The organism is Acinetobacter sp. ANC 4204, from assembly GCF_002135205.1.
Lineage (GTDB): Bacteria > Pseudomonadota > Gammaproteobacteria > Pseudomonadales > Moraxellaceae > Acinetobacter.
In genome coordinates, this window is record NZ_NEFZ01000002.1 from 581,075 (window position 1) to 595,306 (window position 14,232).

11 protein-coding genes are annotated in these 14,232 nt (G+C 42.5%); 7 read left to right on the forward strand and 4 right to left on the reverse strand.

From position 1 onward, the window contains the following. The first annotated feature begins 53 nt into the window (after positions 1–53). The 7 genes from B9T36_RS06570 to B9T36_RS06595 all read left to right on the forward strand — a co-directional run bounded on the left by B9T36_RS06570 (position 54) and on the right by B9T36_RS06595 (position 11,272). Positions 54–1,580 (forward strand): phytoene desaturase family protein, encoded by a 1,527-nt coding sequence (locus B9T36_RS06570; protein WP_086208709.1) that lies wholly within the window; start codon positions 54–56, stop codon positions 1,578–1,580. Continuing rightward, a complete protein-coding gene (locus B9T36_RS06575; RefSeq protein WP_086208710.1) occupies positions 1,573–2,739 on the forward strand; it encodes an FAD-binding oxidoreductase in 1,167 nt (388 codons plus the stop codon). The genes B9T36_RS06570 and B9T36_RS06575 overlap by 8 nt, the downstream gene beginning before the upstream one ends. 72 nt (positions 2,740–2,811) lie before the next feature. Then, the gene (locus B9T36_RS19240) at positions 2,812–3,429 is read left to right on the forward strand and encodes an AMP-binding protein (protein ID WP_228146978.1); all 618 of its coding nucleotides are present in this window, start codon (positions 2,812–2,814) and stop codon (positions 3,427–3,429) included. A gap of 9 nt (positions 3,430–3,438) precedes the next feature. Beyond that, a complete protein-coding gene (locus B9T36_RS19245) occupies positions 3,439–4,479 on the forward strand; it encodes an AMP-binding protein (RefSeq protein WP_228146984.1) in 1,041 nt (346 codons plus the stop codon). Between the two features lie 632 nt (positions 4,480–5,111). Further along, positions 5,112–6,941 carry an allophanate hydrolase gene (gene atzF / locus B9T36_RS06585; RefSeq protein WP_086208711.1) on the forward strand — a complete coding sequence of 610 codons (1,830 nt, stop codon included), beginning with the start codon at positions 5,112–5,114 and terminating at the stop codon, positions 6,939–6,941. A gap of 20 nt (positions 6,942–6,961) precedes the next feature. Then, on the forward strand, positions 6,962–10,564 hold the full coding sequence (gene uca, locus B9T36_RS06590) for an urea carboxylase (protein WP_086208712.1): 3,603 nt from the start codon (positions 6,962–6,964) through the stop codon (positions 10,562–10,564). Between the two features lie 3 nt (positions 10,565–10,567). Beyond that, a complete protein-coding gene (locus B9T36_RS06595) occupies positions 10,568–11,272 on the forward strand; it encodes a GntR family transcriptional regulator (RefSeq protein ID WP_086208713.1) in 705 nt (234 codons plus the stop codon). A gap of 71 nt (positions 11,273–11,343) precedes the next feature. Here the strand turns inward: B9T36_RS06595 and lysM are convergent, their stop codons facing one another. From lysM to fabD, 4 genes are all read right to left on the reverse strand, one after another. Further along, a complete protein-coding gene (gene lysM, locus B9T36_RS06600) occupies positions 11,344–11,817 on the reverse strand; it encodes a peptidoglycan-binding protein LysM (RefSeq protein WP_086208714.1) in 474 nt (157 codons plus the stop codon). A gap of 239 nt (positions 11,818–12,056) precedes the next feature. Then, positions 12,057–12,293 carry an acyl carrier protein gene (gene acpP / locus B9T36_RS06605; protein WP_004695351.1) on the reverse strand — a complete coding sequence of 79 codons (237 nt, stop codon included), beginning with the start codon at positions 12,291–12,293 and terminating at the stop codon, positions 12,057–12,059. 86 nt (positions 12,294–12,379) lie between these two features. After that, entirely contained in the window at positions 12,380–13,114 is a 735-nt protein-coding gene (fabG, locus tag B9T36_RS06610) for a 3-oxoacyl-ACP reductase FabG (protein ID WP_086208715.1), read from the reverse strand. After that, positions 13,111–14,097 carry an ACP S-malonyltransferase gene (fabD, locus tag B9T36_RS06615; RefSeq protein WP_086208716.1) on the reverse strand — a complete coding sequence of 329 codons (987 nt, stop codon included), beginning with the start codon at positions 14,095–14,097 and terminating at the stop codon, positions 13,111–13,113. The genes fabG and fabD overlap by 4 nt, the downstream gene beginning before the upstream one ends. Between the last annotated feature and the right edge of the window lie 135 nt (positions 14,098–14,232).

Sequence of the window (14,232 nt, forward strand, 5' to 3'; positions counted from 1 at the left end):
CCTTTCTAATTTTTTTTAATCAAATCTTACCAGTGTTAAGATTGGAGTTTAAAATGCAAAACTATGATGTCGTAGTCATTGGCTCTGGCAACGCAGGCTTAACTGCAGCCGTCACAGCACAAAAGGCAGGCAAAAAAACCTTACTGGTCGAACGTCATAACATACCCGGTGGCTGTGCCACCTCTTTTGTCCGTGGTGATTTTGAATTTGAAGTGGCATTGCATCAACTAAGTGGTTTAGGCACAGAAGAGCGCCCATTTATCATGCGACAGTTATTCGATCAACTCGGTGTGATGGATAAAGTCGAATTTGTACAAGAGCATGAACTTTATCGACTCGCTGTTCCCAATCAGGTCGATATCACCTTACCCGCAAGCTGGTCAGGGATTCGTAAGTTGCTACAAGCACAGTATCCTGCTGAGGCCGATCAACTTGAAAAATTTATGTTGGCCTGTGAAAAAGTCACTTTAGAAGGTTTTACAACCCTACCTAAAGCACAAAAAAGCAATGATCCACTGCTCGTTGATCAACTCTGTCCATACTTTAAACGCTATGGTCTACGTTCTGCCCACGATGTATTGCATGAGTTTTTCACCGATGAAACCTTAATCAGTATTTTGGCGACCTATTGGTTTTATTCAGGTATTCCACCCAAAAATCTCTTATTTAGTGATCTCGCCAATATGTTATATGCCTATGCTGTGTTTAAGCCATGGCATATCAAAGGAGGATCACAAGCCATGTCCAATGCGCTGTTGGAATCGTTCTTAGAGTCAGGCGGTGAAGCACAATTCAACTGTGGTGTGGAAAAGATCATCACTCAGGATCATGCCGTCACTGGGGTTAGGCTTGAAGATGGGCGCTTGATCAACTGTAAAGCTGTGATTTCGAATGCTAGTCCTTTACTCACATTTAATGAATTATTAGACGATCCCCTCCCTACAAAAATTCAGCAAGACTTCAAATCTCGACGTATGGGAACATCTGCCTTTGTCATTTATTTGGGTCTAGATTGCACCCCAGCACATTTAAAGATCAATGCAGCATCAACCTTTATTTCCTCGACCATGGACTGGGAAAAAACCCATGACAATATGGAAAGTTTTGATAGCCCTATTTCAGGAATGCTGACCTGCTATAACTACGATGATCCACAAGCGGCTCCAGAAGGCAAAAGTCAGGTGGTGTTGGTGTGCTTGCAATATGCTGATGTCTGGAAAAATGTGAAAGCCGAAGACTATGCCAAAACCAAATATCGTTTTGCGGATGAATTAATTGATCTGATTGAACAGGTCTATCCGAGCCTACGTCAACACATTCAGGAAGTTGAAGTCGCGACACCACTCACCATGATGCGCTATTTGAATACTCCAGGCGGTGCAATTTACGGCTATAAGCAAACACGCGAAGACACCAGTTTTATCCGAGACCGATTGAACCATTTACAAGGGCTTTATTTTGCCAGTGCGTGGACCACGATGGGCGGATTCCAACCGACTTATGCTGCAGGAGTATCTACAGCCAAAGCCGTGGTGCGTCAACTCGACAAAATGGCACAACAGGAGCTAAGCAATGTCTGATCTACATATTTTAAATGCAGTCACAGGCTATCAGGAAATTATTCAAGCCAAATCTGAACTAGAACAAAATGGTACAGACTTTTCTGAATATAAAGGCCAAGTGCAACGGATAATGTACTCGCTGCATCCCAAGCGTATTGATTTGATTGTTCAGGCGATTATTGAAGAAACGCCAACGACTAAAACCATCCGCCTAGCCTCTCAGCATGGTGAAGCCTTGCCAGCATTTCAAGCAGGTCAATACATCAATCTATTTGTCACTGTAGCAGGTACTTACACAGCTCGGCCCTATGCAATTGCATCTTCGCCAACCCAAGCAGACTACTATGATCTCACCATCAAAAAAGCAGACGCGGGCTTTGTTTCACACTATTTGGTCGATCAACTATCGGTAGGACAAACCTTGCAAAGTAGTGGTCCAATGGGGAACTTTCACCACAATCCGCTGTTTCATGGTGATGATCTGGTGTTTTTGGCAGGTGGCTCTGGTAGTGTGCCAGCGCGCAGTATGCTTTTAAATCTACTTGAACAAAATCTTCAACAGCGATTCCACCTGATTTATGTCAATAGCTTTGAAGATGATGTGATTTATGCCGAAGAGCTCAGAGCACTGGCCAAACAGTATGCTCATTTCACTTTAACCGAATATATCACTCGTCCGACAGCAGACTATCAAGGTCAAACAGGACGATTAAGTGCAGAGCGCTTGAGCGAATTATTAGGTACAGAGCCGAAACAAAAGATGTTCTACATCTGTGGCCCAACGCCATTTAACCAAAGTTGCCAACAACTTTTGGCTGAGTTAGAAGTTCCTGCTCGACGTATTCGAGTTGAAGCCAATGGCGCCCCCAAAGCCTCAAACACACAGTCAACTTGGACGTCGGACATTGCATTAAATCAAGAAGTGACAGTCACAGTAAGAGGCAAAGGACAGTTTACTACCACGGTTGGTGAGCCTTTACTGAACAGTCTAGAACGACATGGTTTCTTTGTCGAAAATGCCTGTCGCTCAGGCGAATGCAGTCTGTGTCGGATCAAACTGATTTCAGGTGAAGTCTTTAATCCCGACGAGGCGCACTTACGCCGCTCAGACCGCCAATTTAGCTGGATTTATAGCTGTGTTGCATTTCCACTCAGCGATATTGAAGTAATGCTTTAAATCATTCCGCTGAACTTTTTAAGAAAGTTCAGCTTTTTATTTTTAAATACATGCAAAACAAAGGAATAAAGCATGAACAATAAGTTATGGGAAAAAAGTTATCCAAAACAATTAAAAAATTATCAGCTCAATGAATCACTCCTGTCAGGCTCAGTCAGTGAATTCTGCCTTTATGCCGCGCAACATTATCAAGACCAACCAGCATTTAGCGTGGTTCTACCCAATGGTTTTAGCCAAAGTCTAAGTTTTAAAGAAATTCACTACTATTCAGACCATTTTGCCAACTATTTAAAACATGTTCTCAAGTTGAACACAGGTGATGTTGTTGCCATCCAAATGCCCAATAGCTTGCACTATCCAATTGCAGTCTTTGGCATCTGGAAAGCAGGGCTCATTCTCACCAATATCAACCCACTCTACACCGCAACTGAGCTCAAGCATCAGCTTCAAGACAGCGGCGCCAAACTGCTGATAGCCTGTGATTTATTTCTTAAAACCGCACAACCTGTCCTGAATACACTGAAAATTGATTTGGTCGTAGCGAGCTTAAGCGACTTTTTTAATTTTCCTATTGGTCTGATGATTAAAATGAAAATATCCAGAGACATCACCACACCAGATATCCCTTACCAGAGTTTTAAACAGGCCTTAAAACTGGGTGAAAAAATAGTCGATCCGCTCATTTACTAAGATCACCCAATTGCCCTATATCAATATACAGGGGGAACCACTGGCAGAAGTAAAGGTGCTGTCATTAGTCATCGTAACCTATTAGCGGTGATGAAAATGGCGGAAGATTTTATCCAAGCATTTTCAAGCAAAATGGAAATTCAACAAGGTGACAACATACTCACTGCACTACCGATGTACCATATTTTTGCTTTTAATTTCAATTTTTTACTTATGTTTCATAAAGGTGGGCATAATATCCTCATCCCAAACCCTCGCCCCTTGGACAATCTTAAAAAAGCCTTCCAACAATTTCGCATTTCTTGGCTGACTGGTGTCGATACCCTGTATGCAGGTTTATTACAACAAACATGGTTCCGTAATAATCCGCCACCACTCAAAGTCGCCATTTCAGGTGGAACCAGTTTGCGCCCCTCTACAGCCATTGAATGGGAAAAAGTTGTCTCACCGATTGTAGAAGGTTACGGTATGACAGAAAGTTGTTGCATGGTCTCTATCAATCCACCAAGTATCAACAAGAAATTAGGATCTATCGGTCTTCCACTGCCCAGCTTAGAGCTAAAAATCGTGAATGATCAAGGACAAGCGATAGACATTGGGCAAGCGGGCGAACTTTGGGTAAAAGGCGCAAATATGATTGAGCACTACCTCAACAACCCGATAGAAACAGCAAATAGTATAGAAAATGGTTGGTTTAAAACGGGAGATATCGCCACAATGGATGAAGATGGATTTTTAAAAATTGTAGATCGTAAGAAAGATTTGATTATTGTTTCTGGTTTTAATGTTTATCCAAACGAAATTGAAGATGTGTTAACACAACATCCTGAAATTATTGAAGCAGCCGTCATTGGCATAGCAGACGAAACCACAGGCGAAGCCGTTAAAGCATTCATCGTCGTCAATAATCACGACATTTCAACTGCGGAAATCATAGGCTTTTGCAAACAAAGTCTGACCAACTATAAAATTCCTAAACATATTGAGTTTCGTACAGAATTGCCTAAATCTCCAATTGGTAAAATCTTGCGGGCCCAACTCAGGAGTTAACCGCCGTTCAGCTCCATCCCCTTCAAAGAATCAAACCAACTAAAGTACCTTGGAAAATATTATACCTTTAACTAAAAATTAATCCCTTGTTTGTGTCAAAAACCCAGATTGAGTAATACCAGTCCGTTAAGAAATGGACGGGTATTACTTTTTACTTCTAGGCTTTATTTAATACGTGACAACGTCATCCCTAGCCTAAATAAGAATACAAGCATGGCATTTTTACGGCGCAAGACAAAAGACTTCTTTAAAATAGGCTGCTTTTTAAAAAAGCTACTCTAGGGGCAAAAGTGAATAGGTTTTGCGCTGAGATATAATGTGAATAGTGAGAAGGCTAAGATGCTAAATATGAAAATGCTTAACTGATCAGGCTGATTCAAATTGTGAGCTTTTTTTGCTCATGTTCTGTGAGTATCTAAGATCACAGCATAGTATAAAAGCACCATTACATCCCGTTTGATCTTGTTTTGGTGCAGAATCGAACACCAATAAACATTCGCATCAGAATTCAGAAATAAACAATAAGATATTGATATTAAACAACTATAATTAAATAAAAATTAGATTTATCAAATTGGCATAGTTTCTGCATTTTTGTATTCCATCATGTATACAAGTTGGAATGCAAAAAAATGAGTCATAACAAATGCATTGGTTGGACACTTCAAGAATGGCAAACAGCTTATCTGAACCATGACATTCATCTTGAAGACTTAATCGACTATGTAGCGCAATTACCACAACCTGATCATGCATGGATCTCTATTGCTAGCAAAGAACTACTTATTCAGCAAATCGAAACCTTAGCACAAAAAGCACAACATGCCTCAGATTTGAGTAAAGAACTGCCGTTATATGGTATTCCTTTTGCGGTCAAAGACAACATTGATGTTGCTGGTTTTGCAACTACGGCGGCATGTAAGGTTTTGACCGCAATTGCTAGCCAAGATGCTGAAACAATTCGCCTGCTTAAAAATGCAGGGGCGGTCGTCATAGGAAAAACCAATTTAGATCAATTCGCAACAGGGCTTGTCGGTACACGCTCCCCATTTGGCGCAGTTTGCAATACCTTTAACGCAGACTATGTCAGTGGAGGTTCTAGCTCTGGCTCAGCAAGTGTGGTTGCTCGAGGCTTAGTCCCCTTTGCACTGGGAACCGACACCGCAGGCTCTGGTCGTGTCCCTGCGGCATTTAATAACATTGTCGGTTTAAAACCCACCAAAGGCCGTTTTTCAAATCGTGGTTTATTACCCGCTTGTAAAAGCTTAGACTGTATTTCAATTTTCGCATTAACAGTAACCGATGCAAACATCATTGCTCAAACCCTAGAACAGTACGATGCACTAGATAGCTACTCCCGCCAGCATCCAAAAACCGCACCAGCTAAACTTTCTGGAAAACCACATTTTGCTATTCCCAATAAACTTGAGTTCTTTGGAGATGATCAAGCTAAATATGCCTTTCAATTGGCTTTAGAACAGTTAAAAGTTCTCGGTGCTGAAATTACTGAAATTGATTTTTCAACATTTGAACAATTGGCAGCCCAACTTTATCAAGGCTCATGGGTAGCAGAACGCACAGCGGCTGTTGCTGAGTTATTGGCACAGCAACCCGAGGTTTTCGACCCCACAGTCCGTGAAATTATTCAAAAAGGTTATGATTTTAGTGCAGTCGATGCCTACAACGCAGAGTATTTAAAACAAGACTTAAGCCGAAAAATTCAAGACACTTTAGCTCAATTTGATGCATTGATCGTTCCAACTTCTCCAACCATTCACACTCTTGCAGAAATGGCGCAATCCCCGATTGGCTTTAATTCTCAGTTTGGAACTTATACTAACTTTACCAACCTCGCTGACTTAAGCGCACTCGCATTGCCTGCTGGATTCCGCGCCGACGGCCTACCCTTCGGAATTAGCTTAATTGCACCTGCATGGTATGACCAAGCCCTGATTGAGTTTGGACAAATTTGGCAGGCACATTTGAACTTAAAACTAGGTGCACTCGACCGATTCTCCGCAATTCCAACGTTGCGCCACAGTCCTTCTGCACATCACATTCGAGTTGCAGTCGTTGGAGCACACCTGACTGGAATGCCTCTGAATTTCCAACTGCTTACACGTGATGCAGTACTTGTTGAAACCACACTGACCGCTGAGCACTACGCCCTATTTGCATTGAACGGAACAATTCCCCCAAAGCCAGGTCTAGCAAGAGTTTCAGAACACGGCCAACAAATCATTGTAGAGGTTTGGGATGTGCCAACAGCGCGTTTTGGAGAGTTTGTCGCTGAGATTCCAACCCCGCTAGGCATGGGCAATGTCGAACTGGTCGATGGTCGTTGGGTTAAAGGTTTTATTTGTGAGCCTTATGGTTTGAACGATGCTGAAAATATCAGCCATTTTGGTGGTTGGCGCGCCTATATCCAGCACCGTAACAATTCAAAAGTAGAACAAGCTTAGTCAAATTTAGGAATTTTAAAATGTTTAAAACTGTATTGATTGCAAACCGTGGCGAAATTGCCGTACGCGCAATTCGCACTTTAAAAAAACTGGGGGTGACCAGTGTTGCTGTATATTCAGACAGTGACCGTTATGCACAACATGTCAAAGATGCAGACATCACCATTGCCTTAGAAGGATTAAAACCAGCAGATACTTATTTGAGTATTGAAAAGCTGATTCAAGCAGCACAAAAAACAGGCGCCGAAGCTATTTTCCCTGGTTATGGCTTCTTATCAGAAAGTGCTGAATTTGCAGAGGCTTGTGAAAAAAATAATATTGCTTTTATGGGCCCCACAGCGACACAAATTTTAGAGTTTGGCCTGAAACACCGTGCACGTGAGCTTGCCGCTGCAGCTCAGGTTCCCATGACACCGGGTACAGGCTTACTTGAAAGCTTAGATGAAGCAATTTCTGCAGCTACAGAAATTGGTTATCCCATCATGTTAAAAAGTACCGCAGGTGGCGGAGGGATTGGCCTCACACGCTGTGATGATGAACAGACATTGGTTGAAGCTTATGAAAGTGTCAAACGCTTAGGCGCACAATTTTTCAAAGATTCAGGCGTGTTTTTAGAGCGTTTTGTTGACCGCGCGCGCCATGTCGAAGTTCAGATCTTTGGTGATGGTCAAGGTCAAGTGGTTGCACTGGGTGAACGAGATTGCTCACTGCAACGTCGTAACCAAAAAGTGGTGGAGGAAACCCCTGCGGCTCACCTTCCTGAAGCTACACGCCAAAAACTTCACCAAGCGGCAGTTGAACTCGGCAAATCGGTCAATTACCGCAGTGCAGGTACAGTTGAGTTTATTTATGATGCTGCACGAGATGAGTTTTACTTCCTTGAAGTCAATACCCGTCTACAAGTAGAGCACCCTGTTACTGAAATGGTGACGGGCTTAGACCTGATTGAATGCATGCTTAAAGTGGCGGCAGGTGATGTCTTGGATTGGACAGCGCTCAGCAATATACAGCCGCAAGGTGCGGCAATTGAAGTGCGGATTTATGCAGAAGATCCTGTTAAGAACTTCCAACCCAGCCCTGGTGTCCTGACCGAGGTTTCATTTCCAGAAGACTGTCGCGTCGATACTTGGGTCTCCACAGGAACAGAAATTTCGCAATATTTTGACCCGATGATTGCCAAAATTATCGTACATGCGGATACGCGTGAACAAGCCATTGACCAACTAAAAAGTGTGTTAACCCAAACACGCTTAAATGGGATCAGCACCAACTTGGACTATGCGCATAGCGTGATCTCTGATGAACGCTTCGCACAAATGCAAATTTGGACACGTCTGTTGGATGACTTTGACTACGTGCCAAATGTGATTGAAGTTTTACAGGCTGGTACGCAAAGCTCAATTCAAGACTTTCCAGGACGTATCGGCTACTGGGATATCGGTGTGCCACCTTCAGGTCCAATGGATGACTATGCGTTCCAATTGGCCAATCAAATTGTAGGAAATGATGCTAGTGCAGCTGGTTTCGAATTTACCTTACAAGGGCCAAGTCTGAAGTTCCATCAAGATAGTGTGATTGCGCTCACTGGTGCACCTTGTCCTGCCCAATTAGATGATGAAACTGTTGCCTTTTGGCAACCCATTCATGTACAGGCGGGTCAGGTTCTCAGCTTAGGACAGGTCGAGTCTGGTTGCCGTAGCTATTTAGCAGTTCGCCATGGACTCGATGTCCCCCTATACTTGGGTAGTCGCTCTACTTTTGCTTTAGGTAACTTTGGCGGGCATGCAGGACGGGTGCTTCGTGCAGGTGACATGATCAAACTCATTAATACAGCCCATCCTAATCAAGATGCCCCGTTAGCAACACAAGAACCTCAAGCATTATCTCCTGCACTGATTCCAAACTATGGCACCGAATGGAAAATTGGCGTGCTATATGGACCACACGGAGCACCTGATTTTTTTAAATCCGAATATATAGAAGAGTTTTTTGCTTCCGAATGGACTGTACACTTTAACTCCAATCGACTTGGTGTCCGTCTATCAGGACCAACACCAACGTGGGCACGTGAAAATGGGGGGGAAGCAGGACTCCACCCATCCAATGTCCATGACTGCGAATATGCCATTGGTGCGATTAACTTTACAGGGGACTTCCCTGTCATTTTGGCCAAAGATGGCCCAAGTCTCGGCGGTTTCGTTTGCCCTGTAACCATTGCTAAAGCTGAACTTTGGAAAGTCGGTCAACTTAAAGCTGACGATAAAATCAGCTTCTATCCGCTAACAGTTGAGCAGGCCAATGCCCTAGAGCAACAGCAAATTGAACGTGTGCAAAATTTCACTCATGCTGTCCTAGCAACTGAACCAACAAGCAATAATATTCCACAATCTGCAATTCTCGCCCATCTAGATGCAACTGATGTGTCTCCACACACGGTGTACCGCCAAGCGGGTGACAGTTATATTTTATTAGAATATGGTGATAACGTTTTAGACTTGGCACTGCGTTTACGTGTCCACCAATTGATGCAACTGATCCGAACAGCGAATGTGACTGGAATATTGGAGCTGTCTCCTGGTGTGCGCTCACTACAAATTAAATATGATGGTCTCACCCTTCCACAGCAAGAGTTGATTGCTTTCTTACTGCAACTCGAACAGCAAATGGGCGATTTAAGCCAACTCAAGATTCCTTCACGGATTATTCATCTACCCATGGCATTTGAAGACAGTGCAACTTTGGGTGCTGTTGAGCGCTATCAAGAAAGTGTTTGCGCTAAAGCACCGTGGTTACCGAACAATGTCGATTTTATTCAGCGTATTAATGGTTTAGATAGTCGTGAACAAGTCAAAGAGATTATTTTCAATGCCAATTATTTGATTTTAGGCCTCGGTGATGTGTACCTTACCGCCCCATGTGCTGTGCCGATTGACCCACGTCATCGCCTCTTAAGTTCAAAATACAATCCAGCCCGGACATTTACTGCCGAAGGCACCGTGGGTATTGGCGGGATGTATATGTGTATCTACGGTATGGATTCACCCGGAGGCTACCAATTGGTGGGACGCACTCTACCCATTTGGAATAAATTTAAAAAGAACAAGCAGTTTGGCGACAAAGAATGGTTCTTAAATTTCTTCGACCAAATTAAATACTTCCCTGTTTCAGAGTTAGAGCTAGATCAATGGCGTGCTGACTTTGAAAATGGTCAAGCACAGATCCAAATTGAAGACACTGAATTTGACTATGCCGCTTATTTAAAACTACTGGAAGATGAAAAGGACAGTATTACGGCGTTTAAAGCACAGCAACAACAGGCCTTTAGTACTGAGGTCAGCTTATGGAAGGAAAGCTTTGATCAACAAGACCACCTAATCACAGAAGCACCTGATGAAACAGACTATAGTGCCTATTCAGCACTCAATGCATCTATGACTGGCAATATTTGGAAAATATTAGTGGAACAAGGTCAGATTGTGAAAAAAGGTGAAACCATTGCTATTATTGAAGCTATGAAAATGGAATTACCTGTATATGCAGCAGATGACGGTATTGTCAAAGCCATTATTTGTCGGGCTGGGCAAACCGTTCATAGCGGCGAACCTTTAGTTTATATGGAATAACACATGTCCAATATGACACGTGCGGGTTCAGGTTCAGACAATTTGTCTGAACTTGTTTACCAGCAAATTAAAAATGATATTTTTGACTTTAAATTGATGCCGGGTGAACGTTTTACCGAATCCGAAATCGCCATGAACTATCAGGTCAGCCGTACACCTGCACGACAGGCATTGTACCGACTACAACAAGAAGGCTACGTGGAAGTTGCATTTCGTAGTGGCTGGACTGTACGTCCATTGAACCTGCAATACTATGACGAACTATACGAGCTGCGTATTATGATTGAACAATATGCAATTCGTAAATTATGTAGTATTGAATCTCAGCAACTCAAAGAAATGAAACAGTTGCACAAGACTTGGATGGTTGCACCTGAACAGTATCTTTCGAGTTTAAAAGCGATGGCTCAAATTGATGAAGATTTTCATTGTGCATTGGTTCGTGCCATTGGCAATACGGAAATGAGTAAAATCCACCAAGAAATTAGTGAAAAAATCCGTATCATTCGTCGCCTCGATTTTTCAAAAAGTGATCGAATTAAAGCCACCTATGCAGAGCATCAAGCCATCCTGAATTATATTTCGCAGCAACAAACAGATTTGGCAATTGAAAAAATTAGTGCGCATATTCAGCAAAGCCGTGACGAAGTAAAAAAAATTACCCTCGGTATGCTGAGTCAACATGCTGTGCTGAAAAAGGCAACCTAAATCATTTGATCCCTCATCTCTTCTTAAACAAAAAAAGGCGCTTGATGCGCCTTCTTTCGCTAAAAATAAATTTAAGCTGGAATACGTAGTACCTGTCCAGGAAAAATATCATCAGCATCTTTCAATAACGGACGATTGGCTTCAAAAATTTTATTGTACTGGTTGGCATCGCCATAAAATGCTTTGGAAATTTTCGATAGATTATCACCTGATTTAACTGTGTAAAACTTACTTTCAGGTTCAGGGCTAGCCACAGTCAGTTGATCATCCACTTGAGCCACATGGTCAATATTACCGACAGCTAAAACAATCTTTTCTTTATCGGCTTGGGTCTGAACCTGCCCTTTTATGGTTGCCAAATCCGTGGTGGAGTTATAGCTGACTGAAAGTCCCGTCACAGGTAAGCCCAATGCTTTGATATGACCCAATAACTTGTTGGCAATTTCTTGAGCGGATGGCTCTGTTGGCGTAGTTGGTGCGGCTTGAGGCTCGGCTGCTGCTGTGTTTTTTTTACCAATGCCTTTAACGAAATCAAAAAGACCCATGTGTATGCTCCATCTTGTTATATCAGTGTTGTTATATTGAATGCTCAAAAATGAGACACTCTTTTTTATACCGAAAAAAGACAGCAACTTTGGTAGAGAATAGTCCATTTAAAGTAAAACTTTGTAAGTTCCAAAATAAACAAAACTATTTGCATACAATGCTTCACCTTTTAAATAGCATAAAAAAAGCCACCCGATAAGGGTGGCTTTTCCATTCAGCAAAGCTGAAACAATATGGATTAACCTAGTTTCTTAGAAACGTAGTCAATCGCAGATTGTACAGTTGTGATTTCGTTAGAATCTTCATCTGGGATTGTGATGTCAAAGTCGTTTTCGAAAGACATAACAAGCTCAACAAGGTCTAAAGAGTCAGCACCTAAGTCATCCATGAAAGATGCTTCGTTTTTGATTTCTTCAGCCTTAAGACCAAGTTGTTCTGCAACTGCTTGCTTGATGCGTTGTTCGATATCGCTCACAGGAATTCTCCTCATTGCTTGTGGCGTTTTTAATGCCGTTAGTTTAATTGAATCTTTAAAATTTTGAAAGTTTATCCATCAGCCAATTAGCTCATGTATAGACCACCATTTACATGCATTACCGTACCAGTAATGTAACTTGCTTTGTCTGATGCCAAAAAGCTCACCGCATTGGCAATATCTTGTGGATCACCTAAACGGTTCAGGGCCACTTGATCGCTCATTTTTTTACGGATGTCTTCACTTAATTGATCAGTCATTTCTGTTGCAATAAAGCCAGGCGCCACCGAGTTTACAGTGATTTGACGGCTACCCATTTCTTTTGCAAGGCTACGGCTAAATGCTTCAATACCAGCTTTCGCTGCTGAATAGTTGGCCTGACCTGGGTTGGCAAAATGCGCAACCACAGAACTAATATTAATAATTCGTCCAAAACGTGCTTTGGTCATGCCTTTTAGCACACGTTTAGATAAACGATAAACGGCTTTTAAATGAATATTTAAAATATCATCCCAGTCATCTTCTGACATACGAAGTAACAAATTATCTTTGGTAATCCCTGCATTATTAACAAGTGCAAGAACTGGACCATAATTTTGTTCAATGTCTGTCACCAGCGCATCTATCGCAGCACCGTCACGAACATCAAGTACTTTACCCACACCCTGCTCACCAAAGCTTGCAGATAATTTTTCTGCGCCAGCCTCAGATGTCGCTGTGCCCACAACAAAATAACCGTCTTGAATCAGTTGCTGAGCGATGGCTGCGCCAATCCCTCGACTTGCACCTGTCACGAGTGCAACTTTGCGTTCCTGTGTCATGCAATTTTTCCTTCAGCCACTAAAATGGCATTGAGTGCATCTTCCATACGTGATTTGCTATCAAGTGGAAAAGCTTTTTCGATATTTGGTAAACGTTTCGCCAAGTTTGCCAAGACATTACCTGGACCACACTCAGCAACATATTGGATCCCTTGATCCTGAATAAACTGCATGGTTTTGGTCCACTGTACAGACTCATATAACTGAGCTGTAAGTGCTTGGCGTACTTGAGCGACATCTATCGCAATTTCCGCGCTCACATTTTGTATTACAGGTATGCTAGGCAGCTCAATGGCAGTTTGTTCCAAAGCTTGTGCGAACTGCTCTGCAGCAGGCTTCATCAATGAACAATGCGATGGCACTGAAACAGGCAATGCAATCGCTTTGCCACTATTTTCTTTGGCTAAAGCCATGACTGCTTCAACTGCGGCTTTTTCACCCGCAATGACCACTTGACCTTGTGCATTATAATTCGCAGCTTCAACTGAACCTTCAGCTTGGTCTGAGACCTGTTGGCATAAAGCAACAACTTGTGCGTCGTCTAAACCTAAAATAGCCGCCATTGCACCCTTACCTTGAGGTACTGCACTTTGCATGAGCTTACCGCGTAAGTTTACCAGCTTCACAGCATCACCTAGGCTTAAACTGCCTGCAGCAACCAAAGCGCTATATTCACCCAATGAGTGACCTGCTAGATACTTAGGTACAACACCGCCAAGTTCTAACCATACACGCCATAATGCAATGCTAGCGGTTAACAACACAGGCTGAGTAAATTCAGTTTGATCTAAACCTTCACCAGATTGTGCAATGTGCCACAAATCGAATCCAACTGCTTTAGAGGCTTCTGCAAATGTTGCTTCAACACTGGCAAATTGTTCTGCCAATTCAGCCAACATACCTACCTTTTGTGAACCCTGACCAGGAAATACAAAAGCTGTTTTTGTTGCCTGAGCGACTTGATCAAGTTGTTTCGCAGACATAAAAAAGTCCTTTCTTGTCTTTGCTCTCGTTTATGGAGCGAAAATTTAACACTTAATTTAGGTCGATGTAATTGCCAAATACAACAAAAACAGAGTTGGTAAACATTCACCCACAAAAAAAGGGAGCTTTACGCT

What these genes read in the sequence shown, in the direction of transcription:
- B9T36_RS06570 (WP_086208709.1), top strand. Translation starts at nt 54, where the DNA reads ATGCAAAACTATGATGTCGTAGTCATTGGCTCTGGCAACGCAGGCTTA.
- B9T36_RS06575 (WP_086208710.1), top strand. Translation starts at nt 1,573, where the DNA reads ATGTCTGATCTACATATTTTAAATGCAGTCACAGGCTATCAGGAAATT.
- B9T36_RS19240 (WP_228146978.1), top strand. Translation starts at nt 2,812, where the DNA reads ATGAACAATAAGTTATGGGAAAAAAGTTATCCAAAACAATTAAAAAAT.
- atzF (WP_086208711.1), top strand. Translation starts at nt 5,112, where the DNA reads ATGAGTCATAACAAATGCATTGGTTGGACACTTCAAGAATGGCAAACA.
- uca (WP_086208712.1), top strand. Translation starts at nt 6,962, where the DNA reads ATGTTTAAAACTGTATTGATTGCAAACCGTGGCGAAATTGCCGTACGC.
- B9T36_RS06595 (WP_086208713.1), top strand. Translation starts at nt 10,568, where the DNA reads ATGTCCAATATGACACGTGCGGGTTCAGGTTCAGACAATTTGTCTGAA.
- lysM (WP_086208714.1), bottom strand. Translation starts at nt 11,817, where the DNA reads ATGGGTCTTTTTGATTTCGTTAAAGGCATTGGTAAAAAAAACACAGCA.
- fabG (WP_086208715.1), bottom strand. Translation starts at nt 13,114, where the DNA reads ATGACACAGGAACGCAAAGTTGCACTCGTGACAGGTGCAAGTCGAGGG.
- fabD (WP_086208716.1), bottom strand. Translation starts at nt 14,097, where the DNA reads ATGTCTGCGAAACAACTTGATCAAGTCGCTCAGGCAACAAAAACAGCT.